Source organism: Nocardiopsis sp. SBT366 (assembly GCF_001083815.1).
GTDB classification, from domain to species: domain Bacteria; phylum Actinomycetota; class Actinomycetes; order Streptosporangiales; family Streptosporangiaceae; genus Nocardiopsis; species Nocardiopsis prasina.
The window spans coordinates 15177-41930 of sequence record NZ_LAVM01000031.1 but is presented as its reverse complement, the minus strand read 5'-3'; the positions used below and the strand labels follow the sequence as shown (position 1 = coordinate 41930).

General features: G+C 71.3%; 23 protein-coding genes and 1 tRNA gene. 15 read left to right on the top strand and 9 right to left on the bottom strand.

Features of this window, described 5'->3' with window-relative positions; translation table 11 throughout:
- A complete protein-coding gene (locus ADX84_RS11700; RefSeq protein ID WP_199776561.1) occupies positions 1 to 963 on the bottom strand; it encodes a hypothetical protein in 963 nt (320 codons plus the stop codon).
- 458 nt (positions 964 to 1421) lie between these two features.
- Here ADX84_RS11700 and ADX84_RS11695 point away from each other — a divergent pair, with 458 nt between their 5' ends.
- Both ADX84_RS11695 and ADX84_RS11690 read left to right on the top strand, forming a co-directional pair.
- Positions 1422 to 1949: a SigE family RNA polymerase sigma factor gene (locus ADX84_RS11695; RefSeq protein ID WP_156208063.1), complete on the top strand. Its 528-nt coding sequence runs from the start codon at positions 1422 to 1424 to the stop codon at positions 1947 to 1949.
- Positions 1950 to 2452: 503 nt separating this feature from the next.
- Positions 2453 to 2539: transfer RNA gene (locus tag ADX84_RS11690), tRNA-Ser, on the top strand.
- Between the two features lie 173 nt (positions 2540 to 2712).
- Here the strand turns inward: ADX84_RS11690 and ADX84_RS11685 are convergent.
- Entirely contained in the window at positions 2713 to 3153 is a 441-nt protein-coding gene (locus ADX84_RS11685; RefSeq protein ID WP_049572077.1) for a GNAT family N-acetyltransferase, read from the bottom strand.
- 353 nt (positions 3154 to 3506) lie between these two features.
- Between ADX84_RS11685 and ADX84_RS11680 the strand changes: the two genes are divergently transcribed.
- A complete protein-coding gene (locus ADX84_RS11680) occupies positions 3507 to 4739 on the top strand; it encodes an MFS transporter (protein WP_199776559.1) in 1233 nt (410 codons plus the stop codon).
- 206 nt (positions 4740 to 4945) lie between these two features.
- Positions 4946 to 5869, top strand: a complete 924-nt coding sequence (locus tag ADX84_RS11675; RefSeq protein ID WP_049572074.1) for a LysR family transcriptional regulator — start codon at positions 4946 to 4948, stop codon at positions 5867 to 5869.
- 243 nt (positions 5870 to 6112) lie between these two features.
- On the opposite strand, the gene ADX84_RS11670 is transcribed toward ADX84_RS11675, so the two are convergent.
- Positions 6113 to 6967: an NmrA/HSCARG family protein gene (locus tag ADX84_RS11670; protein WP_049572071.1), complete on the bottom strand. Its 855-nt coding sequence runs from the start codon at positions 6965 to 6967 to the stop codon at positions 6113 to 6115.
- 414 nt (positions 6968 to 7381) lie between these two features.
- Between ADX84_RS11670 and ADX84_RS11665 the strand changes: the two genes are divergently transcribed.
- The 6 genes from ADX84_RS11665 (at position 7382) to ADX84_RS11640 (ending at position 13416) form a co-directional block, all read left to right on the top strand.
- Positions 7382 to 9268 (top strand): S9 family peptidase, encoded by a 1887-nt coding sequence (locus ADX84_RS11665; RefSeq protein ID WP_049572066.1) that lies wholly within the window; start codon positions 7382 to 7384, stop codon positions 9266 to 9268.
- Between the two features lie 57 nt (positions 9269 to 9325).
- Entirely contained in the window at positions 9326 to 10030 is a 705-nt protein-coding gene (locus ADX84_RS11660) for a GPP34 family phosphoprotein (protein ID WP_199776558.1), read from the top strand.
- Positions 10031 to 10168: 138 nt separating this feature from the next.
- On the top strand, positions 10169 to 11242 hold the full coding sequence (locus ADX84_RS11655; protein WP_049572065.1) for an NAD(P)-dependent oxidoreductase: 1074 nt from the start codon (positions 10169 to 10171) through the stop codon (positions 11240 to 11242).
- Between the two features lie 70 nt (positions 11243 to 11312).
- Complete coding sequence (locus tag ADX84_RS11650; protein ID WP_049572063.1) at positions 11313 to 12080, top strand: glycosyltransferase family 2 protein; 768 nt, start codon at positions 11313 to 11315, stop codon at positions 12078 to 12080.
- Positions 12077 to 12748: a DUF2064 domain-containing protein gene (locus ADX84_RS11645; RefSeq protein ID WP_049572060.1), complete on the top strand. Its 672-nt coding sequence runs from the start codon at positions 12077 to 12079 to the stop codon at positions 12746 to 12748. Before ADX84_RS11650 ends, ADX84_RS11645 begins: the two co-directional genes overlap by 4 nt.
- Positions 12745 to 13416: a bifunctional 2-polyprenyl-6-hydroxyphenol methylase/3-demethylubiquinol 3-O-methyltransferase UbiG gene (locus tag ADX84_RS11640; RefSeq protein WP_049572055.1), complete on the top strand. Its 672-nt coding sequence runs from the start codon at positions 12745 to 12747 to the stop codon at positions 13414 to 13416. Before ADX84_RS11645 ends, ADX84_RS11640 begins: the two co-directional genes overlap by 4 nt.
- Positions 13417 to 13467: 51 nt before the next feature.
- Here the strand turns inward: ADX84_RS11640 and ADX84_RS11635 are convergent, their stop codons facing one another.
- Both ADX84_RS11635 and ADX84_RS11630 read right to left on the bottom strand, forming a co-directional pair.
- Entirely contained in the window at positions 13468 to 13968 is a 501-nt protein-coding gene (locus tag ADX84_RS11635; RefSeq protein ID WP_199776557.1) for a hypothetical protein, read from the bottom strand.
- The gene (locus ADX84_RS11630; protein ID WP_049572052.1) at positions 13965 to 15350 is read right to left on the bottom strand and encodes a molybdopterin-dependent oxidoreductase; all 1386 of its coding nucleotides are present in this window, start codon (positions 15348 to 15350) and stop codon (positions 13965 to 13967) included. Before ADX84_RS11630 ends, ADX84_RS11635 begins: the two co-directional genes overlap by 4 nt.
- A gap of 189 nt (positions 15351 to 15539) precedes the next feature.
- Between ADX84_RS11630 and ADX84_RS11625 the strand changes: the two genes are divergently transcribed.
- The 4 genes from ADX84_RS11625 (at position 15540) to ADX84_RS11610 (ending at position 20301) form a co-directional block, all read left to right on the top strand.
- Complete coding sequence (locus ADX84_RS11625; protein WP_049572050.1) at positions 15540 to 16934, top strand: hypothetical protein; 1395 nt, start codon at positions 15540 to 15542, stop codon at positions 16932 to 16934.
- A gap of 108 nt (positions 16935 to 17042) precedes the next feature.
- Entirely contained in the window at positions 17043 to 17432 is a 390-nt protein-coding gene (locus ADX84_RS11620) for a DUF2267 domain-containing protein (RefSeq protein WP_017544378.1), read from the top strand.
- Positions 17433 to 17606: 174 nt separating this feature from the next.
- Positions 17607 to 18989: an NAD-dependent succinate-semialdehyde dehydrogenase gene (locus ADX84_RS11615; RefSeq protein WP_049572046.1), complete on the top strand. Its 1383-nt coding sequence runs from the start codon at positions 17607 to 17609 to the stop codon at positions 18987 to 18989.
- A gap of 253 nt (positions 18990 to 19242) precedes the next feature.
- Positions 19243 to 20301 (top strand): methyltransferase, encoded by a 1059-nt coding sequence (locus tag ADX84_RS11610; RefSeq protein WP_369801072.1) that lies wholly within the window; start codon positions 19243 to 19245, stop codon positions 20299 to 20301.
- A 34-nt stretch (positions 20302 to 20335) separates the two neighbouring features.
- Here ADX84_RS11610 and ADX84_RS11605 read toward each other — a convergent pair whose 3' ends face one another.
- The 3 genes from ADX84_RS11605 to ADX84_RS11595 are packed head-to-tail and all read right to left on the bottom strand — an operon-like array spanning position 20336 to position 21903.
- Positions 20336 to 21064, bottom strand: coding sequence for a tRNA-dependent cyclodipeptide synthase (locus ADX84_RS11605; protein WP_234003934.1), 729 nt, complete (start codon positions 21062 to 21064; stop codon positions 20336 to 20338).
- Positions 21048 to 21365, bottom strand: a complete 318-nt coding sequence (locus tag ADX84_RS11600; protein ID WP_049572043.1) for a DUF6092 family protein — start codon at positions 21363 to 21365, stop codon at positions 21048 to 21050. Before ADX84_RS11600 ends, ADX84_RS11605 begins: the two co-directional genes overlap by 17 nt.
- The gene (locus ADX84_RS11595) at positions 21346 to 21903 is read right to left on the bottom strand and encodes a nitroreductase family protein (protein ID WP_049572039.1); all 558 of its coding nucleotides are present in this window, start codon (positions 21901 to 21903) and stop codon (positions 21346 to 21348) included. The genes ADX84_RS11600 and ADX84_RS11595 overlap by 20 nt, the downstream gene beginning before the upstream one ends.
- Before the next feature lie 124 nt (positions 21904 to 22027).
- On the opposite strand from ADX84_RS11595, the gene ADX84_RS11590 reads away from it, so the two are divergent.
- Positions 22028 to 23077, top strand: coding sequence for an acetylserotonin O-methyltransferase (locus tag ADX84_RS11590; protein ID WP_234003933.1), 1050 nt, complete (start codon positions 22028 to 22030; stop codon positions 23075 to 23077).
- Positions 23078 to 23433: 356 nt separating this feature from the next.
- Here the strand turns inward: ADX84_RS11590 and ADX84_RS11585 are convergent, their stop codons facing one another.
- Positions 23434 to 26718: a right-handed parallel beta-helix repeat-containing protein gene (locus tag ADX84_RS11585; protein WP_049572035.1), complete on the bottom strand. Its 3285-nt coding sequence runs from the start codon at positions 26716 to 26718 to the stop codon at positions 23434 to 23436.
- Between the last annotated feature and the right edge of the window lie 36 nt (positions 26719 to 26754).

Genomic DNA, 26754 nt, shown 5'->3' with positions numbered 1-26754 from the left:
TCAGCCCTCCAGGTTGGCGACGGTCATGGTCGCGTTGAAGCAGCCCGCCTCCAGCCGCCCGCCGAGGGCGACGAAGGAGGTCATGGTGAGCGAGGCGAGGCGGCCCGCGCTCTGGCTCCCGCAGGCCGGGCAGAGGTCGCAGAGCCAGCTGTCGGCGGCGGCGCAGTCCACGACGGGGACGACCGCGGCGTCCTGCGTGCAGTCGTTGCGCAGGTGGAGCGTGGCCCCGGTGGACAGCAGGGGAAGCGGGACGCAGGAGGTGCGCCGGTCACAGGGCCCCTCGTGGCCGACCGGATCGAGCGCCGGGTAGGCGGCCCCCGCCGCCACGGCCCTGGGGTCCTGATGGCTGGCGCGCCCCCAGGCGGGGTCGTACCAGGTGGCGATCCCGCTGAGGGTCGTGGAGTGCTCCCGTGTGGGAGGACGGCGCGGGGTGGAGTTCAACGGGTAGGGCGGCTGGGTGGTGACCGGCCGCGTCGCCTCGATCTCCGCGCCCCGCCAGACGCCGACGGCGTCGAACAGGTAGCCCGCCTCCAGCCTGGGGTGGCGCACCCCGATGCGTCCGGAGGAGCGGTAGGGAAGGATCACGGTCAGACGGGGACGGCCGTGACCGGGGTCGATCCGCAGGGTGTCGCCCTCGCAGTCGGTGATGACCCCGGTGGCCCGGGCGGCCCGCGCCCATACGCGTTCGGCGACCAGGCGGCCGTCGTGTGAGCACAGCACCACGACGTCGTCGCCGGGGCACAGTTCGGTGGGCAGTACCTCGCCACCGCTCCAGAAGGAGGTGACGCGTTCGTAGAGGAAGCGCTCCTCCCCCTCGGGCGTGGCGACGCAGAGCATGTACGAGGTGGCGTCGACGACCACGCCGCGCACGACGCGGCGGTGGACCGGTGTGGGCTCGGGTACGGCCCCGGCGCCGAGCACGGCGGCGGTGAACCGCCGTCGGTCCCGACCACTGTCCGTCATCACTGACATGTCCTTCGCGCCCCCTTGTAGACCGACTCGTCCGTCTGTGCCCATTGTCTCCCCCGCCTCCCGGATCGGCCGTGCACACGCCGACACGTGTCGGTTCGTGTCGGTGGGGGCGCCGCGCCAGGGAGGAAGTGACCGCTTCGCCTGCGGACAAGGGGGAACTCCCCTCCGCCCACCCACGATTCTCCGTCACCGCACGCAAGCATTTGTACACACTTTGTGTCCGCCAGGCGTTCGGCGCGCCCTTGGAAGGTCCGCGCTCCGACACGCCCGGCTCCTGAAAGCGCCGCACCCTCCCCCCTGCCGCACGGGGGTTTGTTCGCTGATCGAGCGATTTGTTGCCACGTGGTGTCCAGATTCCTGGGGATTTGCGCTCGCTGTGTGAGAGTGAGAGTCCAGAGCGGCCCGCGACAGCGGTGCGCACGCTGGCGGCACGCGACGGGGTCGAGGCGGTGACGGACGTGAACGGAACGACACGGACACCCGGGTCCGAGGAGTTCACCGACTACGTGTCCGAGCGCGGAACTGCGCTGCTCCGCATGGCGCGCTCCCTCACCAACAGCCACGCCGACGCCGAGGACCTCCTCCAGGCCGCGCTGGTCAAGACCTTCCTCGCCTGGGGGCGCATCGCCAACCCCCGAGCGCGGGACGGCTACGTGCGCCGGGCCATGGTCAACACCCAGATCTCCGAGTGGCGCCGCAAACGCCTCGACGTGTACCCCACCGACGAGATCCCCGAGCAGCGGCTGGACGACCCCACCTGGCGCAGCGACCTGGCCGACGTCGTGGGGCGCGCCATCGATCGCCTGCCCGCCCGGCAGCGCACCACAGTGGTGCTGCGCTACTACGAGGACCTCACCGAGGCCCAGATCGCCGAGCGCATGGGCGTGACCATCGGCACCGTGAAGAGCACCCTGTCCCGGGCCGTGGAGAAACTGCGCGGCGACGCCGACCTCGTCATCGAGCGCACCACCTCCTGACCTGGCCGCCAGGTTCCGCCAGGCCCCGTTTCGCGGACACCGGCCCGCCAGTCACCGGCGCCCTCCTCCGGGGCTTTGGGCGCGGCCGATGCGTGCAGGTATTCGGTTCCCGCCCCCCACCCCCGGGATCCGCCGCGCGATACCGCTCCCACTGCACGCTCGGCCGAACGCCTCCTCCCACCGGCCCGCGATCCGGTCCGACCGCAACCCGCCGGGGCCTCCCCTGGACGCCCTGCCGACCGGCCTCGGCACGGATGCCCGACCCACGCCGTGGTGCTCGAACGCGGCCGTGATCGCCCACGGCGCGCACGCCCGACTGATGGCCGAGGGCGGCCCGTACCGGGACCTGTGGGACCTCCAGGCCAGCACCTACGGCACCCCGCCCGCACCAGGGCCCCGCGCCCCCTGACCTGAGGCGGGAGGGCCCCGCCGCCCCTTGGTCCTCCCCCGCGGGGGATTCGTTTTGCGCAGGGACCCCGCGCTCTGTAGGCTGGTCGCAGCCAGGAGGATTCGCCTAGAGGCCTAGGGCGCCGCACTGCTAATGCGGTTGGGGGGCAACCCCCTCATGGGTTCAAATCCCATATCCTCCGCCGGTAAGAAGGGGTCCCTGCCCACGTGGTAGGGACCCCTTCGTCGTTCCGCAGGCCCGAGGGTCGCCACGCGCGTCGGCACACATCGGGGACGGTGGCTGGTCGCGACCGTACGCCTCACCAACCAGTGACGAGACCTCAAGGAGCTGCGGCGGGCCACCGGCCCGCTCACGCTAACGGGGCTCCCGGCTGAGCAGCCCGGAACCAACCGCGCGGTCCGGGTCGTTCCAGATCGCCATCGCGGTGTTCATACGCAGGAAACCGAGTTCGCCATAGAAGGCCTCGGCGCCCGGCTTGGCGTACAGGATGATCTTCTTGTGACCGCGGGCGAGGTCCACGAGCCTGCGGATGATGCCCGAGCCCAGCCCCCGCCCCTGGTGGTCAGGGTGGACCGCCACATCGGCGATATAGGCGCAGTCCACACCGTCAGCAAGTACCCGCCCCGCACCGACGAGCGTTTCACCGTCGCGAACGAAGCAGAGGAACATGCTGTTGCCGAATACCGTGGCGAGTTCCCCCGGCGGCTTGTTTCCCAACGGCGCGATCCGGTACAGCAGCGACAACTCATCGAAATCCACGGTGTCGATACGCTGACCCCAGGAATAGTCTCCCATCGCCCTCCTCATTCTCCCTGATTCGACCAAGTCGGATCAGTGTATCGAAGTCTGCTGAGCCATACGAGATGGATTCGTATTCTTCCACGAAACTCGATGCCGCGACATTCTCTCCCCTGCCAGCGCACGACTGAGCAGCTGACCCCCGAGCCGATCAGGTTGCACGTTCGGCGTGCCCACGCCCCGTAGGACCCGAAACACGATGGCCGAGACACAGAACAGGCGACACCCGACCACTCCGATCCCCCCTCGCCGAAGATTCGATGACGTCAGCGCAAGCATCGAAATTCACGATGCAATCTATGAATAGAATGAGTTGGACTCATCGCTGCTTTATGTAGAACATGGAGGGCATGACCAAAATCAATGCCTCCACGGGCCAGGCAGCCCCCGCTCGGGCACCGCACCCGTCGTTTGTGCTGATGATCATGGCTGTGGCGGCGGGCCTGTCCGTGGCGGGCAACTACTTCGCTCAGCCGTTACTCGGACTGTTGCGCTCCGAGTTGCACATGAGTACCACCACCGCCGGCCTCACCATCGCGATGGCCCAGGTCGGCTACGCGCTCGGACTCGGCCTCCTGGTCCCTCTCGGAGACCGGTACTCGCGCCGGGGCCTCACCGCGTTCCTGCTCATATGCACCGGCCTGCTTCTGGGAGTGGCCGGTGCGTCACCCGGTGGATCGGTTCTGCTGATGGCCACCGGCCTGGCCGCTGTGACCTCGGTGGGCGCACAGGTGCTCGTTCCGTTCGCCGCAGAGATCACCGCGCCGAACCGGCGTGCCCGCAGCATCGGCATCGTCATGGCCGGAGTCCTCGGCGGCGGGCTCGTGGGGCGGGCCTTCTCCGGTATCGTCGCCGAGCTCGCCGGATGGCGAGCCGTCTACTGGATCACCGCGGTGCTGTTGGTGGTCACCGCTCTCCTCGTCCTGCGGCTTCTGCCGGACGGCGAGCGCGACACCAGTGACGCGACCCGCCCGCTTCGCCTGTGGCGGTCCACAGCGATGCTGCTCATCGAACTCCCCGGGCTGCGGGGGCCTATCGCGATCGCCGCACTGGCCATGGCCTCATTCACCATCCACCTGACGGCCATCACCCTGCTCCTGGTCGACCGGCCGTACGAGTGGTCCCCTGCGACCATCGGTCTCGTCGGCCTCATCGGTGCGATCGGCCCGCTCTCCATGCCGTTGGCCGGACACTTCGTCGACCGCGGATACTCGGGTGCCGTCCTGCTGACGGGACTGCTCTCCGCCGCTGTCGGATGGGTCGTTATGCTGCCAGCGCAGAACGGGCAGATCATCTGGCTCATCATCGGTGTGGTCCTGATCAACGTGGGACAGACGGCCATGCTCAACGCGTCCCAGACGACCTGCTACGAACTCCGGCCAGAGGCACGCAGCCGGATCAACGCCGTCTTCATGACCCTGTTCTTCGCCGGTGGCGCGATCGGAGGAGCCCTCGCGCCCATCGCCTGGGTCAACGCCCACTGGACCGGAACGTGCCTGCTCGGCGCCGCCCTCGCCGGAATCGGCCTGCTCATCGCCGCGTTCTCGCGACGCCGACGGGCTGCTCAGAGCGCCCACCGGTAGTTCGAGAGACGAGTCGCGACCGTTCCCGCCAGGCCATCCCAGGACCCTTCCACTCTGAGCCCCGAATGTGTTCTACCAAGGAACTCTCACCTTTGAGTTGACGGATTCATCAATGACTCAAATTCGTACTCACCTTGTTCCGGTCAAGCGCATTGTCGCCATCTCGAACAACCGGATAATCGGAGCCCGGTCGATACGATGAGTCCATGGAACTCCAGCAGATGCGTTACGTGGTCGCCATCGCCGAGACGAACAGCTTCACCAGGGCCGCTGAACGCTGCTTGGTCGCCCAATCTGCCCTCAGCCACCAAATCGCACGGCTGGAACGGGAACTGGGCGCGAAACTCTTCGAGCGCACCAGCCGCCGAGTGCGGCTGACTCCGGCCGGCACGGCGTTCCTGCCCGCCGCGCGCCAGTGTCTGGACGCGGCCGAACTCGCGGCCGCCAACGCCGCCGCCGCGGTCGGCGAGGTGCGTGGGCGGCTCGCGGTGGGACTCATTCCCACCGTCGCCGCCGTCGACATCCCGGGCGCTCTGCGCGATCTCCGCCGACGGTATCCGCACGTGCGCATCGGGCTCTGCGTGGGCGCAAGCGACAACCTGGTCGAACAGGTCAGAGAAGGGAACCTGGAAGTCGCCTTCCTGGGGTTGCCGACCACGGCACGCCCCCAGGGCGTCAACTCTCGCGAACTCGCGCGCGACCGACTCGTCGCCGTGGTCGCACCGGACCACCTGCTCGCCGAGGAGTCGTCGGTGAGCCTGCACCGTCTCTCCACGGAGGTCTTCGTGGACCTGCCCGCCGGGACGGCCGGTCGTATCCAGTCCGACCAGGCCTTCTCGGCCGCTGGTCTCAGCCGCGACGTCACCTTCGAAGTGACCTCCGCTGACTACATGGCCCGCCTGGTCGTCGAGGGTCTGGGGGTCGCGCTGCTCCCCTCCACCTACGTGCCTCAGCTGTCCGGGGTGACCACCATCGAGGTCACCGACGCACCGACCCGCGTGGAGCACGTCATCTGGAGCCGGGCCGCCTGCACGCCCGCTGCCAGTGCCTTCCTCACGGTCCTCGGGATCCCCCACGTGCAAAGCAGGACACCGGCGCCGAGGGACGGGGGGCGGACGCCCGTGGAGTGAGGCAGCCTCCCCGCAGGCGCACTGGCGCGGACACCAGCGTTCCCGAGTGAGAACACCGCCGACCGAGAGGAGACGCCTGGCTGGCGATCTCTTCGGCCCCCGTATCCCACAGGAGAAGCATCGCCCTCGATTCCCAACCCAGCCACATGCAAAGTGAGGACACAAGGATCGAGACGAGTCGTCCATTCAAAGCCACGCGACCGTGACCTGCCTGAACACACCCGGGCCGCGTTCACGAGGAGCTCAGGCTCCCTGACTACGCCACGCCTCCAGGGTCAGCAGACCGGGGTGCCGCTCTTGGAGGGCGGTGACGTCGGCCTGGTATCCCTTGTCGTTGAGCCAGGTGAACATCGCCGCGAACTCCCGGCTCCCGGCCCGCACCTCTTCGATGGCCTGCCGCTCGAAGCGGGTCGGTACATCGTCGACCTTGGTGAAAACCTCGGAGATCTCCCGCACGGTCATCTCCTCACCGGCGATGTCGATCTTGCGGCCGAGAAACTCGGTCGGGTCGGCGAACGCCTCCGCGGCGATCCGGCCGATGTCGGCCAGCGCGATCATCTGCAACGGGGTCTCGGCGTCCAGCGCGAACGGGACGACCCGCTCTCCGTTCTCCGCCTCCGGCAGCATGTACTGCCAGTTCTCCATGAAGAACACCGGTCGCAGTACTGTGGCCGGGACGCCGACGGCGTCGATGTAGGCCTCGATTTCCGCCTTGGTCTCGAAGTGCGCGACCCCGGAGCCGTGCTCGGCGGCGCCCACGGAGCTGTAGACCAGGTGCGCGACACCCGCGGCACTGACCGCGTCCACGAGGTTCCTGCCCCGGCGCACCTCGGTCTCGGGCTCCGGATTCCCCAGGTCCGCGGGCAGGACGCCGAAGACGCCGTCCACGCCCCGCATGGCGGTCCGCAGCGACTCCGGGACGTCGAGGTCACCGGCGACCAGTTCCGCGCCGAGAGTCCTGAGTTCTTCAGCCTCCCGCTTGTCCGGGTCTCGGACCAGGGCCCGCACCGGCCAGCCGCCGTCCATCAGTCTGCGGGCAACAGCTCCGCCCTGGCCACCGGTCGCGCCCGTGACCAGAACAGTTTTCTTTTCTTGCACACCAATATCCTTTCGCGACTGTTATACGCGATCAAGCATCCTCTGCGGCGGCGAACAAGTCCAATATCCATTTTTCATTTCATCGATCTTGATACGAGATGGATGCATGCCGGTTCGGAGTTGCACCCTGTCCTCTCGGGGTGGGAAATGCACGCTGACATCGGAAAGGACCCGAAACAGGGCACCACTGCCGAGGATCGAGGCGACATCCTCACGGTGCGTCCGCTGTCCTTCTCCGGCCCCTTGGTCGTTCACCTCGCATCCCCCGGTGGTGACGCCACGTCACACGCGGGTGTTGACGCGGTGCCACTGTCCGGCGCGCGCTCCGGCGGCTTGGATCGAAGAGCAGGACGGGCGACGACCGCTTCTCGCGGCGACCGCCCAGACCGCCTTCCAGACCAGGACGGGAACGACATGGCACTGCCGGAACTCCACACGATCGACGACCTGTACGGATCGCCTCAGCGCACCGGCGCGAGGATCTCGCCCGACGGCACGCGGATCGCCTTCCTCGCGCCGTGGCGGAACCGGCTCAATGTCTGGGTCCAGGACCTCGAACCCGGTTCCGAGCCCCGCCCCGTGACCTCCGACGAGACCCGCAGCGTGCTGAGCTACGAGTGGGCCGAGGACCCGGGTCTGCTGCTCTACCTCCAGGACGACGACGGCGACGAGAACTGGCACCTGTACCGGGTCGACCTGGACTCCCCCGGGTCCGCCGCGGTCGACCTCACCCCCTTCCCCGGGGCCAGAGTCGTGGGCTTCGAGCCCTCCATCGGGCGGCCGGGCCGGATGACGCTGCTACTCAACGCCCGGACCCTCGCGGAGTTCGACACCTACGAACTCGACGTCGCCTCCGGTGAGCTCACGATGGTGGTCAAGAGCCCCGGACCGGGCAAAGCGATGTTCCAGACCGGTGACGGCGGTTGGTACTCCACCGAACTCACCGCCGAGGGCGACCTGGCCCTCGCCCGCCTGGACGAGTCCGGCGAGGAACGGCCCTTGATGGTCATGGACGGCGCCGACTACCCGTTGGGTCCCTTCCCGCTCCAGACGACACCGGAGGGGAAGGGCCTGTGGGTCGGGTCCAACCGGGGCACCGACCGCACCCGTCTGGTCCACGTCGACCTGGCCACCGGCGAGGAGACCGAGGTCGACGGCCACCCGACCCTCGACGTCGACACCCGCGCACTCGTCGACCCGGGTCTTCCGGCGCCGCTCATCCGTGACCGCCGGGGCGCCCTACTCGGGGTGCGCTACCTCGGTGAACGCCAGGTCGTCCACGCCGTGGACCCGCACTTCGCGGAGGTCCTGTCGGCTCTGGAGAAGCTGTCCGACGGGGATCTCGCGCACGTGTCATCCGACTCGAGCGGTCAGCGGTGGGTCGTCTCCTTCACCCACGACCGCGACCCCGGGGCGACCTGGTTCCACGACCACGCCACCGGTGAGTCCCGGCTGCTCTTCCGGCCCTTCCCGCACCTGGACCCGGACGCGCTGGCCCCGATGCGGCCCGTCACGATCACCGCGCGCGACGGGCTGGAGCTGCCCTCCTACCTGACCCTCCCCGTCGGTGTGGAGCCGACCGCCCTGCCGATGGTGCTGATGGTCCACGGCGGTCCCTGGATGCGTGACGCCTGGGGGTTCAACCCCACCGTCCAGCTGTTGGCCAACCGGGGCTACGCGGTGCTCCAGGTCAACTTCCGCGGTTCGACCGGCTACGGCAAGGCGCACACCCAGGCCGCGATCGGTGAGTTCGCGGGCAGGATGCACGACGACCTGATCGACGGCGTGGACTGGGCGGTGGAGCGGGGTTACGCCGATCCGGACCGGGTGGCCGTCCTCGGGGGTTCCTACGGTGGCTACGCGGCTCTGGTGGGGGCGGCCTTCACACCGGACCGTTTCGCGGCGGCCGTCGACATCGTCGGCATCTCGGACCTGGCGAACTTCCTGCGGACCCAGCCGGTGTTCGTCCGTCCCGGACTGGTGAACAACTTCCACCGGTACGTCGGCGACCCGGAGGTCCCCGAGCAGGAGGCCGACATGCTCGCCCGCTCGCCGATCAGCCGGATCGACGCCATCCGTGCCCCGCTGTTCGTGGCCCATGGCGCCAACGACCCCCGCGTCGTCCGGGCCGAGTCCGACAACCTCGTCGAGTCGCTGCGTTCCCGTGGTGTCGAGGTCGAGTACCTCGTCTTCGACGACGAGGGGCACGGGGTGGTGAACCCGGAGAACCAGACCGCCCTGTTCGGCGCCGTTGACCGCTTCCTCGCCCAGCACCTGGGAGGACGCGCCGAACACGCCTGACCGCGAGAGCACAGGCGGCGGGGGACGATGGACACCACGAACAGAAGGGCACGGACCGTGTCGGAGACTCCCGGAGTACACAGCTCCGAAGACCAGGGAACGCGTTCGCTCGCGGAGGACGTCCTGCTCATGCTCTTCCAGCCCGCGTCGGGGACGATCGCGGGCGAGAACGTGCTCTTCCACGTGCTGGGTGGCGCGGTCCTCACCGACCTGGTTCTGCGCGGTCACGTCGAGGTGCGCGAGGAGCGCCTGCGCGGGCCCGTGGTCCACGCGGGATCCGTGGCGCCGACGGACGACGTGCTCAGGTCGGCGTGGGACTACGCCGACCGGAAACCGCGGAGCGCGCACGCCGTGCTCGCCGCGATCGGGCCGGGGCTGCGGGCTCCGCTGCTGGACCGGCTCGTGCGGTACGGGGACATCGACCGCGAGGACCGGAAAATGCTGGGCTTCCTTCCCCGGAGCGTCCTGCAGCTCGGTGGCACCGGTCGGCACGAGGAGCTCTTCGAACAGGTGCGCTCGGTACTCGTCGACCGAGCCGAGCCGACGGCGCACATCGCGGCGGTGACCGCTCTGGTGGCGGCGAGTGGGACGCTTCCCCACCTCGACAGGAGGATCCCCTGGAGCTCCGCCGTGATCAGGCGGACCAGGGAGTTGGAGGAGGGCGACTGGGGTGCGGGCGCGGCGGGGGCCGCGGTGCTCCGGACGAATGCGGCCGTGGTCATCAACACCCTGGTCACCTCCACCGTGCTCGCGGCGAGGTGAGGACCTCAACGCACAGGTGGTGTTCGCCGACGGCGGGTCGGCCTGAGGCGGGGCCGCGCGCTCCGGGCCTTCCTGTGGCGGCACGACTCACCGAAACACATTCGGTGGCGGCGCGCGCACGCGGCGTAGGTTGACCCCATGCGCGTACTAGTCACGGGTGGTGCCGGGTTCATCGGATCGCGGGTGGCGGAGGAACTCCGCCTGGCCGGGCACGAGGCGGTGACCCTCGATGCCTACCTGCCCCTGGCGCACGGAGGGCGCGGCCCCGACGGGACCGTCGAGGTCGTGGCCGACGTCCGGGACGGCGAGGCCGTCGAACGGGCCCTGCGAGGGGTGGACGCGGTCTGCCACCAGGCGGCGATGGTCGGGTTGGGCTCGTCGGACTTCCTGGACGCGCCCGACTACGTGGACTGCAACGACCTGGGCACCGCGGTCCTGTTGGCGGCCATGGCCCGCACCGGCGTCCGCCACATGGTGATGGCCGGTTCCATGGTCGTCTACGGAGAGGGCCGGTACACGTGCCCCGAGCACGGCGACGTCCGCCCCGGCCCGAGGGCGGAGTCCGACCTCCGGGCCGGACTGTTCGACCCCCCGTGCCCCCGCTGCGGTACGGCTCTCGTTCCCGGCCTGGTGCGGGAGGACGCGCCGAGCGACCCCCGCAACGTGTACGCCACCACGAAACTGGCGCAGGAGCACCTGAGCGCCTCGTGGGCCCGCGCGGTGGGCGGGCGCGCGCTGTCCCTGCGCTACCACAACGTCTACGGCCCGGGTATGCCGCGCGACACTCCCTACGCGGGCGTGGCGTCCTTCTTCCGGTCGGCGCTGGCCCGAGGCGAGGCCCCCCGGGTGTTCGAGGACGGGCGCCAACGACGCGACTTCGTGCACGTGCGGGACGTGGCCCGCGCCAACGTGGCGGCCCTGGAGGCACTGCCGGACCGGGCTCCGGGCGTGTTGTCGGCCTTCAACACCGGCAGCGGAACCCCCCACACCATCGGGGAGATGGCCGCGGCGCTGGCGGACGCGCACGGTGGCCCCGCGCCCGTGGTCACCGGCGAGTACCGGCTCGGGGACGTCCGGCACATCACGGCCTCCTCGGACCGGCTGATGAAGGAGCTGTCCTGGCGCCCCCGGGTGGGCTTCGCCGAGGGCATGGCCGAGTTCGCCCGTTCCGAGCTGCGCGGGTCGGTCGACACCGGCATTCCGGCGGGCTGACGGCCGACACGCCAGCGTGTCGCGGGTCCATTCACTGACTGCACCTTTATGACTTCGTAACGTAATCAGGGTGATCAACGAACCGCACGGTAACGACCGGAACGAACAGGCGCGGGCACACCCGGAATCCACGGGTGCCGGACCACCGCCGGTCGACCTGGTGCTCCCCTGTCTGAACGAGGCATCCGCGCTCCCCTGGGTCATGGAGCGCGTCCCAGCGGGTTGGCGGGCGATCGTCGTGGACAACGGTTCGACCGACGGATCGGCCGCCATCGCCGAGAAGCTCGGAGCCGTCGTGGTCCCGGAGTCGCGGAGGGGGTTCGGCGCGGCGTGCCACGCGGGCCTGTCGGCCGCCACCGCCGAGTACGTCTGCTTCTGCGACTGCGACGCCTCCCTGGACCCGAGCCTGCTCCCGGGGCTGGTGGACCGGGTCCGGCGGGGTGACGCGGACCTCGTCATGGGCAGGCGGCGCCCCACACGCAGGGGTGCCTGGCCTCCTCACGCGCGGATCGGCAACGCGGCCGTCGCGCGGATGCTGCGCTCCCGGACCGGGGTGCGGGTCCGCGACATCGGCCCGATGCGGGCCGCCCGCAGGTCGGGCCTGCTGGGCCTGGGCATGACCGACCGGCGCTCGGGCTATCCCCTGGAGACGGTCGTGCGCGCCGCGGACGCGGGCTGGCGCATCACGGAGGTGGACGTCCCCTACCTGCCCCGCTCCGGGGCGTCCAAGGTGACCGGAACGTGGCGCGGGACCTGGACCGCCGTGCGCGACATGACCTCGGTGCTGCGCGAGCCGCCGACCGGGGAACGCACACGCGCGGAGGAAGGAAGACGATGAGTCGGCCCGGTCGGGCGGACCGGCGCGCCGGGATCACGACACTGCTGGTGATCGCCAAGGAACCCGTCCCCGGCCTGGTCAAGACGAGGCTGACCCCGGAGTACTCACCCGAGGAGGCGGCCGCCGTCGCCGAGGCGGCCCTGACGGACACCCTGGAGACCGTGCTGCGTCTTCCGGCGCGCCGACGGCTGCTGGTGCTGGAGGGGAGGCCGGGACCCTGGCTGCCCGAGTCGGGCTTCGAGGTGGTGCCGCAGTCGGGCGGCGGGCTGGACGAACGACTCGCGGCCGCGTTCGCCGCGTGTTCGGGTCCCTCGCTCCTGGTCGGTATGGACACCCCCCAGCTCACCGAACGGCACCTGGCGCCCGTCCTGTCCCCGGATGCCTGGGAACACGTCGACGCGTGGTTCGGCCCGAGCGAGGACGGTGGGTTCTGGGCGCTCGGGATGGCCGCGCCCGACCCCGACCTGGTGCGCGGCGTACCGATGTCCACCCCGCGCACCGGGCGTGTCCAGCGGGCGCGGCTCGTGGACGCGGGACTGCGCGTGGGCGACCTGGACCCGCTCAGGGACGTGGACACCCCACGGGACGCCGCCGCCGTGGCCGCGCTCGCGCCCGACACCCGGTTCGGCGAGGTCGTCAGGGTCTGTGGAACGGGGGCCCGACGATGAGCGCGCCGGAGATGGGGGTCGACACCCGCGCAGCCCCGTGGCTGTGCGACCCGTACTCCCGGGCGCTCGTCAACGGCCACGGCCCCCTGTACCTGCGACGGTCCGACGGTTGGATACTGCCCCTGGACGTGGAGCGCTGGTGCGGGGCCACCGACAGTGCCGACGAGAGCGTCCTGGACCGTACGGAGGGTGACACCCTCGACGCGGGCTGCGGACCCGGCCGCATGGTCCTCACGCTCACCGCCCGGGGGCACCGGGCGCTGGGCGTGGACATGAACCCGGTGGCAGTGGCGCGAGTGGTCGAGGCCGGTGGGCGTGCGGTGCGCGCGTCGGTGTTCGACCCCCTGCCGGAGGAGGGCCGCTGGAACACGGCGCTGCTGGTCGACGGCAACATCGGCATCGGCGGGACCCCGGAGCGTCTGCTCGCGCGGATGCGGGAGCTGGTGCTGCCCCAGGGTCTGCTCATCGTCGAGGCCGCCGACCGGGACGTCAACGAGTGCGTGACCGTGCAGGTCACGGACGGTTGGGGGAAGCCGGGCGCCCCCTTCGTGTGGGCACGGCTCGGGCTCCCCGCCCTGCGGGCCCACGCGGAGGCCACGGGGTGGAGGTGGTCGGAGTCCTGGCAGGTGCGGGGGCGCTGGTTCGCGGCGCTGCGCGCGCCCCTCTGAACGTCTCGGCTCCGGTGGGGCCTCCGGGGAGGGTACTGGAGGGCGGGGTGATCAGGTCGTGCGGGCCCGGCGAGCCACCCGCCCGGCCCGGACGGCCCCCACCAGCGCCGAGACCGCGAACAGGGCGGCGCTCACCAGGAGCCAGCGGGCGGCGAACGGTTCCCCGGTCAGACCGGTCTTGGTGACGTAGGTGTCGGAGGGGCCGAGGATCAGCGGGAGGTAGACCAACAGCAGGAGCCCGGAGGCGAGCGCGGGGACGCGCACGTGGTCGAGGAGGACCGCCCGCACCCGACCGGGTGTGGGACGGGCGCCGCCCGCACGCCCGCGACGGCCTCCGACGACGGCCCGCAGGACCCTGCCCACCAGCGTGTAGGCGGGGACGAGGACGAGGTCGTGCAGCAGGGCCGCGCCCACGAACCAGAGCGCGATGCCCCACGGATCACCGCCGTGGAGCAGACGCACGCCCGCGTAGGCGATGACCGCCAGCGTCACGGCCATCAGGACCAGGTGCCACGGTGAGGCGCCGTACCAGCGGCGCGGGGAGGCCCTCACACCGCACCGAAACTCAGCCGGGTGACCCACTTGGTGTTGTGCACGCCCGGGCTGGCGGGCACGATCACCCTGGCCGGGTAGCCGTGGTCGGGTGTCAGGTCCGCGCCGTTCACACGCAGGGCCAGGAGGGAGCGCGGATCAGCGACCTGGTTGTCGCGGAGCGCGGCGCTGGCGAAGGACCCGGACTCCTGCGCGGACTCCACGAATACTCCGGGCGGCCCCTGCGCCCCGACCAGGCCGGCGAGGTCGGCCAGGCGCACACCCTCCCAGTCGAGATCGCGGGTGGACCACCCCTCCACGCAGGCGATGGGCAGCGCGGACCGGTGCTGGGGCAGGGCGATCAGGTCCTGCCTGGTGAGGACGACCTCGCGGCCCGCCCCGCGTACGGTGAGCCTCCAGTCGGGTCCCGTGTCGGCCTCGGTGACGCCCGCGTAGGCGGCGGTCGTGTTCACCGGGAAGGCGGCGGCACCCTCCCCCGGCACCCGTCCGTGCGGGGCCATGAGCGCCGTCGGCCGCAGCGCGCCCCCGAGGCTCTGCCCGATCGTGGTCAGCAGGAGCGCGAGCGAGCCCAGACCCACCGCGCCCAACACGGTGCGGCGCGACGCCGCCCCGGGGTCGGGGTCCGGCGCGACCAACTCGCCCCGCTCCGGGTCCCGGTCCCTCCCCCGGTCGCCGGGGTCGCCCAGCGCCTCACGGATTCCGCGTGCGCGCAGTTCCCTCACCATGGTCGGCAGCTTCAGGACGACATGTGAGAACAGGGCCGCGACGAACACCCAGGCGCCGTAGAAGTGCAGGGGGTAGAAGGAGCCGGGGAAGACGTACTCCAGCTGGATGTTGAGGATGCCCGTCGCGAAGACGAACAGCGCGCCGCCCACCAGGAACAGGACCGTCAGGCGTTCCAGGGCCTGGGCCGGGGAGACCGCCGGAGGCCAGCGGAAGAGGAGCGGAACGACCGACCAGAGCTTGGCCAGGAGGACGGGGACCAGCGTGACGCCCAGCGTGACGTGCACGCCCTGGGTGAGGCGGTAGAGCCACGGTGGGTCCGTGGGCCAGGGGAACAGGTAGAACCCGAGCAGACCCTTGTCGGGGGTCTTGTCGTTGGACACCAGGTCGGGGTTGTAGGCCGCGTAGGAGAGCAGGCCGGTGACGAACAGGATCGGGATCCCGACCAGCAGGATCGACCCCAGCAGCGACGTGAGCCACGGACCGCGCGCGGGGCCCCGCCAGAAGCCCGGCTTGGTGGGTCCGACGGGAGGACCGTTCCGCAGCGCGTCCGGCAGCCGCCCCCGTCGCGTGCGAGGCGTCGGATCGTCGGCCCCCGCGCCCCCGTGGTCGCCCGGCGCCTCTGAAGGCGTCTTCCCGCCCTGGTCGTCCTCGTTCACGCGATCGGTCGCCTCCCGGTCCGACGGGCCAACTCGCGGTCATGCTAGGCCGCGCCCGACCCGCCGGGGCGGACCGCCGACCCCACGGTGTGTCCGCTCGAAGCCGCTCCGAACAGGGGTTTCCCTCGGCCTTGGCGACACGCCCCGGAGCAACCGGTTCAAGGCTCAGGCCTGACCTACGGTGACGACGTGACGCAGCCCGAACTCCACAGGAAGGTCCGGGACGGGGGCGACGCGCGCCGTTCCGAGTTCCGCGCCGACGCGCTGGTGGCCGCCCTGGCCGTGCTCCTCTTCGCGACCGCCTCGGTGGTCGGCACCTGGATCGAGAGCACCCACGGTGTCCTGTACGTGGCCTGGCCACCGCTGTACGCGACGTGGCTCCCCCATGTGGGGCCCGGCACGCTGCCCGCCATAGCCCTGGCCCTCGTGGTGGTCCTCCACGGTCCCTCGACGGCGCGTGCGCTGCCCTGGCGGCCCCTGGTGTGGTCGGTCTGGGGCGTGTCCGTGCTGTGGACCACGGCTCTGGCGCTCGTCGACGGCTGGCGGCGCGGCATAGCCGACCGTCTCCTGTCGCCCTACGAGTACCTGGCGTCGGTGGACCGCTTCCACGACGTGGGCGCCGCACTGAACACGTTCACCCAGCACATCCTCGTGGGGCAGCCGGACAACTGGCCCACGCACGTGGCGGGGCACCCGCCGGGCGCGGTCCTGACGTTCGTCGCCCTGGACCGGATCGGTCTGGGCGGCGGGGCGTGGGCCGGGATCTGGTGCATCGTGGTCGGTGCCTCCGCCGGGGCGGCGGTCCTGGTGGCCATGCGCGCGCTCGGAGCCGAGGCGGCGGCCCGCCGGGCGGCCCCGTTCCTGGTTCTGGTGCCCTCCGCCGTCTGGGTGGGGGTCTCCGCCGACGGCTACTTCGCGGCGGTCACCGCGTGGGGGCTCGCCCTCCTCGCCGTGGCGTCCTCGCCTCGGGCACGGGCTCCGCGCTCCACCGCGCTGGTGTCGGGCGTGCTCCTGGGGTGGTCGGTGTACCTGTCGTACGGGCTCGTGCTCATCGGCGTCCTCGCCGTGACCGTGCTCCTGTGCGCGCGGACCGCGCGCCCCCTCCCCTACGCGCTGGCGGGCGCCCTGGCGGTGACCGCCGCCTTCACCGCGTCGGGGTTCTGGTGGTGGGAGGGGTACCAGCTGCTCGTGGAGCGCTACTACCAGGGGGTGGCGGCGGTCCGGCCCTACGGCTACTGGGTCTGGGCGAATCTGGCCACCGTGTGCCTGACGGCCGGGCTGGCGGCCGTGGTGGGGGCGCGCCGTGCCCTGGCGCGGGTGCCGGGCGCGGTGCGTGGGCTGCGCCGGGCGCCCTCGCGGGAGGACGCGGTGACGGCCCTGCTGGTGGCCGCCGCTCTCTGCGCGGTCGCCGCCGCCACCCTGTCCGGGATGAGCAAGGGCGAGACCGAGCGGATCTGGCTGCCGTTCGTGTTGTGGCTCGTGCCCGCCACCGCCCTCCTTCCGGTGAACCACCACAGGGCCTGGCTCACCGTCCAGGCGGGCACGGCGCTGCTGGTCAACCACCTGCTCCTCACCGGCTGGTGAGCACGGGTTCCGCCGCGCTCGGTTCGCTCCCGGTGTTCGTGATTGGCGCGGGCACACTCGGGCAGGCTCGTCCCCAAGGCACTCGAAGTCGATTGACGAGGAGGAAGGATGCGTTACGACGAGTTCCTGGCCGAGGTCCGTGACGCGGGAGAGTACGAGGACCAGCGCGAGGCCGAGCAGGTGACGCGCGCGGTGTTCTCGGTCCTGGCGCAGCGGTTGCCCGGAACCAGCCTGGACCACCTGGCCGCGCAGATCCCGGAACCGCTGGACGAGGCCCTCCGGCCCGAGGACCAGCTGGAGGCGGAGCCGTTCGGGGTCGAGGAATTCCACAGCCGCGTGGCCGAGGAGACCGGGGCCCGGCCCCTGACCGCCCAGCAGGACTCCGGCGCGGTTCTCAGCACCGTGGCCAAGGCGGTGTCGGGCGGCGAACTCAACCAGCTGCTGAGCCATCTGCCCTCCGGGTACGCGGTCATGTTCGGCAAACCCGAGCTGGCCTGACCTCGGCGACGGCGAGCCGAACCGCAAAACCACCACAAAGCCACAAAAGGCATGTTTCGGACTCCCCTTCGAACGAGCAGGGTCCCTACGAGACCGAACCCGTGCGGAGCGCGCGGCGCGCTCCTCGAAGGCCCGGCCCCCGCTGGCTGGCGCCCCGGACGGAGGGAACACACCATGGCCTACGCGACCACGAACCCCTACACGAACGAGACCCTGGCGACCTTCGCCGAGATCGAGGACGAGGAGCTGGACCGTGCCATCGGCACTGCCCATGCCACCTTCGAGTCGTGGCGCACGAAGTCCTTCGATGAACGCGGCAGAGTGGTGAGGCGCGCCGCCCAGATCCTTCGCGATCGACCCGACGACTTCGCCCGGCTCCTCACCCTGGAGATGGGCAAGCTCTTCGAGGAGAGCCGCGGCGAGGTCGAGCTTGCCGCCTCGATCCTGGACTACTACGCCGACAACGCCGAGGAGTTCCTCGCCCCCGAGAGGGTGGCGACCGAGGACCCGCAGGCGGGTGAGGCCGTGGTGGTCAGCGATCCGATCGGGGTGCTGTTCGGTGTGCAGCCCTGGAACTTCCCCTACTACCAGCTGGCGCGGTTCGCCGCCCCCAACCTCATGGCCGGGAACGTCGTGATGGTCAAGCACGCCTCGATCGTCCCGCAGTCGGCGGCGGCCTTCGGGTCCCTGTTCAGGGAGGCCGGAGCGCCCGAGGGCGCCTACACCAACGTCTACGCCAACAAGGACCAGGTCACCCGGGCGATCCGGGACCCGCGCGTGCGGGGCGTCGCCCTCACCGGCAGCGAGGGGGCGGGCGCCAGCGTCGCGGCCCAGGCAGGCGAGGAGCTGAAGAAGAGCACCCTGGAGCTCGGGGGGAGCGACGCCCTCATCGTGCTGGGCGACGCCGACCTCGACGTCAGCGTCGAGCGCGCGCTCTCGGGTCGGCTCAACAACGCCGGGCAGAGCTGCGTGGCCGCGAAGCGGATCATCGTCGTCAAGGAGGTGGCGGACGATTTCCTGCGTCGTTTCGCCGAGGGTTTCGCGCGGTTGAGGGCGGGTGACCCGTTCGACTCCGCGACGACCCTGCCACCGCTCTCGTCGCAGAGCGCCGCGGACGACCTCCAGGAACTCGTGGACGAGGCCGAGGAGCACGGAGCGACGGTGGTCACCCCGGGCGATCCCGTGCCCGAGGAGGGCGCGTTCGCGCAGCCGAGGATCATCACCGGCCTCACCAGGGACAACCCGGTCTACGACAAGGAGTTCTTCGGCCCGGTCGCCCTCTTCTTCCGAGCGGAGGACGAGGAGGACGCGGTCCGGATCGCCAACGACTCCACGTTCGGACTGGGCGGCTCGGTGTTCACCGAGGACATCGCCCGCGGGGCGGAGGTCGCCCGGCGCATCGACACCGGCATGGTCTTCGTGAACCACCCGACCCTGACCCGCCCGTCCCTGCCCTTCGGCGGCACCAAGAGGTCCGGCTACGGGGAGGAGCTCTCCGCCGCGGGCATCCAGGAGTTCGTCAACAAGAAGCTCATCAACGTGATGCCGACCGGCTAGGCGGTCGGACGTACCGGTCGGGGCGGGGTGACCCCGCCCCGACCCGTCGAACTCCCGGCTGAGCCGCGCGATCACGTCGATCCGCACGGCGGCGTCGTGGAGGTCGGTGACGCGGCGACCGAACGCCGCGGGCGACGATCGTGCGCACAAGGGAGCGGCCCCGGCGCCGCTCCCCGAAAACCCCACGGGACACCCCCGCCACCTGGCATCGTCACTTCCTGTGACTGACATTCGGACGAGGGACGGGGCCGCTGTGCGCGAGGGAGACGGTGTGCTGGTCGACGTGGGACGGGTGGACGGGGCCGCCACCCCGCCGGAGCGGACGGAGGCGCCGCTGTCGGGGCTCGTGTCCTCGGCCATGCTGATCCACGCGGTCTCGGCGATGGTCGAACTGGGCGTCGTGGAGGCGCTGGCGGACGGGCCCCGCGCTGTCGCCGACCTGGCACGGGAGGTCGGCGTACCTGAGGAACGCCTGCTCGTGGTCATGCGGGCGGTGACGGCGACGGAACTCGTGGCACAGACCGCGCCCGGAGTGTTCGCGCTCAGCCCCTCCGGGAACCACCTGCGCGCCGACGACCCCCTGGGCCTGCGCGACCTCTTCCGCATGTGCACCTACGGGGACCTCTTCCGGGCGTGGACCCGGCTGGGCGATTCGGTGGGCTCGGGCCGCACCGCGTTCGAGATCCACACCGGCAGCCACCTCTTCGACTACCTGGGTGAGAACCGGGACGCGGCGGAGGTGTTCAACCGGGCGATGAACGCCTCCACCCCCGCCGGGACCCTGCTGGACGCGGCCGACCTCGCCGGTGCCGGGACCGTGGTGGACCTCGGCGGCGGGGAGGGCGCCACGCTCGCCGCCGTCCTGCGGGCCCGCCCCGAGGCGACGGGAGTCCTCTTCGACCTCCCGGAGGTGGTGGCCGGCGCCCCCCGGCTGTTGCGTGAGGAGGGGGTCGCCGACCGGTGTTCCGTGGTGGGCGGCAGCTTCTTCGAGGGGGTTCCCAAGGGAGCCGACGTCTACGTCATGGCCCGCGTGATGCAGAACTGGTCCGACCGGAACGCGGTCCGTATCCTGGCCAACGTCCGCGCGGCGATGACGGCGGGGTCGCGGCTGCTGATCGTCGGGCACCTCCCCGAGCGTGCCCGGCCGAGCGCGTTCGTGGAGGCCATCGGCCTGAGCATGTTCGTGCTCTACGGGGCGGCCCCGCGTTCGTCGGAGGAGTACGAGCGGCTCTTCGCGGAGGTCGGCCTGGCCCTGCACTCGGTGCACCGGGTGCCGGACGGGGAGTCAGTGATGGACGTACGCCCCGCCTGAATCCGTGGGGCGGGGTCTCCCCCGCCCCGTTGGTCTACCTCGGCCTCAGGACGAGATGCCCCTGGCCAGGTTGGAGACAGGACGTGTCCCCCTCCAGCTCGACCAGGAGCGGCAGCAGTTCGTGGTAACAGCACACCGACGAGGGCACTCCCAGTACCTCGGGGGTGCCGAGCAGGAAGGGCAGTTCGGCGCGCAGGTAGGACAACCCCGCCGCGAAGCGGGCCTCCGGCGACCCGGGTCCACCGCCGACGATCCGCCGCACGTGCTCCTCGCACGCGCGCCGCACCCTCGGGTTCTCGGTGAGCTCACGGTCGATCCGTCCCAGGGCCGACCGGTACCCCGGCAGGTCGACCGTCTCCGACAGGGCCAGGGCACGGACCCTGGCGGGTACGCGGGGGGCCGCCTCCATCGCACGCCGCACGCGACGCCGCACGTCCCGCAGTGCGCGGGTGGTCCTCCTGGCGGCCTGCGCCTGGTCGTCGCCCGACGCCAGGTACATGGTGTCGAGGTGCAGGTCCGTGTAGAGCAGGTCCACGGCGGCGAACCGCCAGCCCGTCCAGGTCAGGAGCTGGGTGAGCCGCTGCTGGCTGAAGTAGCTGTTCCCGGCGCTGACCCCGATGAGGGCGTGGTCGCCGCGCTCCAGCAGGAGCTCGCAGGCCGGGGTGAACCAGCTCGCCTCGAACACCTCGCCCGTCCGCGGTCGGACCTCCCGGCCCGCACCGGGTTCCTCGGCGGGCAGCGTTGTCTCAGGCTGAAACGGCACCGGGCTCCTCCAGGGCTGCGGCGAGCCGGTCACACAACTCGTCGAGCAGGACGTCCAGCTCCCGGTCGGCCATCGCCCCGCACATGACGTCGTCCATGCGCGCACGCAGGTCGGTGAGTTCCGGGCTGTCGGCAACCCCGATCCGGGACCGCAGGGAGAGGACGCGGCGAGCGGCGTCCAGGCAGCGGAGGGGCCCGTAGGCGGCCGGCTCCTCCAGCAGCCCTCTCCCGCTGCTGAGAAGGTAGGCCGCGAGCAGGACCAGTTCCTCACCGACGCGGTCGTCATTGACCCCAGCACTCATGGCTGATCACCTCGTTCCGGCCGCGCCTCGGCGCGGTCTCGGGGGTTCGGTCCGGGTGCCCGATCGACACCAGGAGCAGTGGCAGGAGATAGTCCGGAAGGCCGAGGAACCTGCTCACCGGGCCCTTGCGGAAACTGGCGGAGGGGCAGGCCCCGAGCCCGAGGGCGTGTGCCGCGAGCAGCAGGTTCTGCACGGCCATCGCCACGCAGAGCATGCCCTCGTCCCAGGCGCCGCCGCCCACCGCGCGGGAGCGGTCGAAGCAGGCCGCCACGACCAGGGGAGGGCGCTCGATGATGCCCGGTGAGAACGCGTGGACCAGCTTCAGGGTGCGCGTGCGGCGAACGGCGACGAAGGCCCACGCCTGCTTGTTCGAGGCGGAGGGGGCCGCGAGCATGGCGTCCAGGAGGGGGTTCAGGAGGTCGTCCTCCACGGGTCTGTCGCTGAAGGAGCGGACCACCGTCCTCGTGTTCAGGACGTGGAGCGCCTGTGAGGCCCGGCTCTCGGCGGAGGACCCCGGTTCTTCGACCGCCACAGCCATACCCACTCTCTGTATTGGTTAAAATCCAGGGAGTAATATAGCGTGTCGCCTGGCCTTCCGGAGGCCGTTGCGCCCCCCGGCCGACCACAGGTCGAGGGCAGTCGTCGAAAGGTCCCAGACACCTGTGTCCACTCCTCCCCTCTCCCCGGTGCACGGCGGTCCGACGCCGCTCAGCGGCCCAGCCGTGCACCTCTTCGAGCTGATCACCTCCAGTTGGGTGGCGGCCGCCGTGAGCGCCGCCGCCGAACTGGGTGTAGCCGACACGATGTCCGGGGAACCGACCCACGTCGACGAGATCGCGAAGCTGGTCGAAGCCGACACCGACGCCCTCCACCGGTTGCTGCGTGCCTGCGCCGACCTGGGCGTCGTGGAGGAGCATCCGGGGCGCAACTACGCGCTCACCGAACTCGGCCGAGCCCTGCGCTCGGACGCGCCCGACTCCATGCGGGGGTTCGCGCGTTGGCTGGGCAGCCCGGCGGAGCGCTCCACCATGGCCCACCTCGCCGACGCGGTGCGCGTGGGCGGTCCGGTGTTCGAGGCCGTCCACGGCGTCCCGGTCTGGGACTACATGCGCGCCAACCCTCGGTCCGCCTCAGTGTTCGACCAGGGCATGACCGACATCTCCTCGCAGCTCACCCGTTCCCTGGTGGACGAGTACGACTTCGCCGACAGCGAGTGCCTGGTCGACGTCGGGGGCGGCCGGGGGCGGCTGCTGTCCCTGATCCTCGCGGCCAACCCGCACCTGCGGGGGGTGCTCTACGACCGGCCCGAGGTGGTCTCCCAGCTCGATCCCGCGCTGGGGCGCGAGGGGGTGGCCGAGCGCTGCCGTGTCGAGTCCGGGAGCTTCCTCGACTCCGTGCCCGCCGGAGGCGACACCTACCTGCTCGCCAGCGTCATCCACAACTGGAACGACGCCGACACCGTCCGGATCCTCACCCACTGCCGCACGGCCATGACCGCCGAGGGCCGGGTCCTGCTCGCGGAGGTGCTGGTCCCGGAGCGGCCCGAACCCGCGCGGACGGCCAAGTTCATGGACCTCAGCATGCTGGTCCACTGCGACGGCAAGCAGCGGACCCGGTCCGAGTTCGCCGAGGTGGCCGAGCGCTCCGGTCTGCGGCTGAACCGCGTCGTCCCGGGCCTCGGGGTCAGCGTCGTGGAGCTGGTGCGCGCCTAGGGCGTGGCTTCCTGGTGCCTTCGCCGGGCGGTGGAGCCGTCATCGATGCGCGCCGCCGCCCGGCGATCGCTCGCGGGTCGTGGAGCGAGGCTGCCCCTCCTGCGCGCTGCCATGCGGGCGCGGTGTCGCACAACGGGACCCGCGCCCCGGGGTTGGCTGTCCGGGCTTCATCGGCGCGGAGAGAGGCAGCCTGGCGGTATCGCGAGGCCGTCGCGCGACAGGCGTCCGTTGAGGGCGGTGACGGGCGCCGCGAGGACCGATCCGAGCACACGCCCCAGGACTCCGGTGCGGACCACCGGAGGACGGTGGCGCCCACCCGTGCCGGTCGTGCACCGGCCGGTGGGCGCCACCGCGCGTCACGGCACGTCGGCCGGGGTGAGCAGGGTCAGGTCGTCGCGGGTGGGGTCGGTCAGGGCGATGGTGCGTCCCGCCTGGCGGGTGATCATGCGCTCCAGGACCTGCCGCGCGTAGCGGGCGTTACCGAAGGACTCCGTGCGCGGCACCCCGGAGAAGTGCTGCCCGAGCGCGGCCACGGTCTCCTCCGGGACGGTGAACCCGCTGTCGGTGGCCATACGCCCCACGATGGTGACCAGTTCGTCGTCGGAGTAGTCCTCGAACCGCACGTTGTGGGAGAAACGCGAGGCCAGACCCGGGTTGGAGTCGAGGAAGCGCTGCATCTCCGCGTTGTACCCGGCGACGATCACGACCACCTCGTCCCGGTGGTCCTCCATCAGCTTGACCAGGGTGTCCACGGCCTCCTGGCCGAAGTCACCGTTGGCGGCCCCGGACGGGGTGAGGGTGTAGGCCTCGTCGATGAACAGCACGCCGCCGCGCGCCTTCTCGAAGGTCTCCAGTGTGAGCTGCGCGGTGTGACCGATGTAGCGCCCGACCAGGTCCGCGCGGGCCGCCTCCACCGTGTGACCGGTGGGGAGAACGCCCAGGGCGCGCAGCAGCTGGCCGTAGAGCCGGGCCACCGTGGTCTTACCGGTACCGGGCGGTCCCGCGAAGACCAGGTGATGGCTGAGGCTGGGCGCCGGCATCCCGATCGCCCGCCGCCGCTCGGCGGCGACCAGCACGTTGACGAGGTCGTTGACGGTGGACTTGACCTCGGACAGACCGGTCAGCGCGTCGAGCTGGGCGCGCAGGCCCGCGACGTCGTCCCCGCCGGGCCCGCCCGACTGCGCGGCGACGGCGCCGAGGTCGTCGGGGTTGAGCACGGTGAGTTCGGCGGGGTCTGCGGGCGGGTCCTCGCCCAGTCTGTGGGCCTGGCGGTCCACCATCTCCTCGAAGACCTTGCGGGCCTCACGGCCGTTACCGAACGCGGGCCCCTTGGGCAGTGCCTCGAAGTGCTGGAGCAGCAGCGGGCGCAGGTCCGGCGAGAGCGTGTACTGGTGGACGGCGCCGAGGCGCTCGACGATGCTCACCAGCTCTTCGGCCTGGTAGTTGGGGAACATGACGGTTCGAGCGAAACGCGAGGCCAGACCGGGGTTCGAGGACAGGAATCCGTCCATCTCCGCCGCGTATCCGGCGACGATGACGACCACCTCGTCGCGGTGGTCCTCCATCAGCTTGACCAGGGTGTCGATGGCCTCCTGGCCGAAACCGCCGTTGTCCTCGGAGGAGAGCGTGTACGCCTCGTCGACGAACAGCACGCCGCCCCGGGCCTTCTCGAACACCTCGCTGGTCTTGATGGCGGTGGCGCCGACGTACTGGCCGACCAGGTCCGCGCGGGCTGCCTCGACGACGTGCCCGTAGCGCAGCACGTCGAGGTCGGCCAGGACCCTTCCGTAGAGCCGGGCCACGGTCGTCTTGCCGGTTCCGGGAGGACCGGCGAAGACCAGGTGTCGGGCGACGGGCGGAGAGGGCAGGCCCATCTCGGCCCGGTGCCGGGCCATCTTGTTGCGGTTGATGAGGGTCGTGACCTCGTCCTTGACGCTCTCCAGGCCGATGAGGGCCTGGAGTTCGGCCAGCGGGCCACGCTCCTCGTCGTCGTCCTCCTCGTCCTCGGAGGACGTTCCCGGCGCGGTCTCGGCGACGGCGTCGGGCCCGTACAGGTCCTCCGCGTTGTTGCCCTCGCTGACCAGCGAGTTGGCCTGGACGTTTCCTCCGGCGACGGTCTGGCGCAGCCCGGCCCGGGCGTTCGCGCGCACGGTGCAGCCCTCGAGGACGACGTCCTCGCTGCTGCCGACGAGGACCCCGTCGCCGCCGTTGCCGACCAGTTCGCAGGAGCGCAGCACCGCGCGGGCGCCCGCCGCGACCAGGACGCCGTTGCGGGTGTTCTCGTGCGAGCGCACGCGCAGCGCGGTGATCTCCCCCTCGGAGTGCGCGGCCACGCCGTCGCCGCCGCACTCGGAGGCCTCGCTGTCGCGCAGGTCGAGCACGGCACCGCCGGTGGCGGCGAGCCCGTTCTCGCGGGCGCCGATGACCCGCACCCCGCTCAGGGAGGCGCGCGCTCCGGCCGCCGCGTACACGCCGGTCCGGCGCGAGCGGGTGACCTCGAAGTCCTCCACGCGTCCGCCGCCGCCCTCCCAGCGCACGCCGTGGCTCCGGGACCCGGTGACGGTGCCGTTGCGGAGGAAGGGCGCCGCCCCGGAGAGGATCTCGACACCGGGCCCCGCCGTACGTCCCACGTTGACGCGGTCGAACTCGGCGGTGGAGTCCTCGGTGACGTGGATTCCGGCGGCCTCCGTGCCGTGCACGGTCAGACCGCTGAAGGTGGTGGAGGAGCGGCCGGTGACGCTGACACCCTCCGCGCCCGCGTCCCGGACCTCGCAGTCCCGGAGGTGGCCTCTTGCTTTGTCCTCGGCCAGGATGCCCACGCCGCCGCTGCCGGTGACGCGGACCCGCTCCACGCGGGGGTCGGTCCCGGCGCGCAGGACCAGGCCGCGGCCCGCCGCCTTCTCGACGACGAGGTCGCTGACCGTCACGGGGGACCGGGTCGAGATCACGACGCCGTCGTCGGCGACCCCGCTCACGCGCAGGTCGCTCAGGCCCGTGGCCGCGTGCTCGTCGACCACCACGGCGGCCTTGGTCGTTCCGGAGACCGTGCAGTCGCTGATGTGCCCGGCGCCGCTGCCCGCCGCGTAGACGCCGTTGGCGCCCGCGTCGCGGATGGTGCACCGGCGCACCTCGGGGGCACCCTTGTCGTTGATGACGACACCGCTGGTGCCGACGTCCTCGATGACGCAGTCCTCGATGACGCTGGTCTGGGGGGAGGTGACGACAATGCCCGCCCCCGCGCTGCACCGCACGGTGCAGCCCCGGAGCGCCAGGGCGCCCTCGCCCCGGGCGAGGACGGCCGCCCAGGCGGCCCCCTCCACCTCGCAGTCGGCGAGTTCGACCTGACCGGCGGCGGCGTCCACGACCGGGGCCTCCGAGTCGCGGCCGCGCAGGACGAGGCCGGTGAGTTTGACCGCCTCGGCCACCGAGGTGACGGCGGTGCCCGAGGAGCAGAGGATCTCGACGGTTCCGGGGCCCTCGGCCGCCATCAGCGTCACCACGCGCGAGAGCACGAGTTGTTCGTCGTAGCGTCCGGGGGCCAGTGACAGTACGGCGCCGTCACTGGCGCCGGCGAGGGCTTCGCCGATGGTGCGGAACTCGGCTCCGCCGGTGGGGTCGACCGCGCGCACGTGACGGTTCATCGCCTGTCGTCTTCCTTTCTGTGCCCGCGGGCCGGT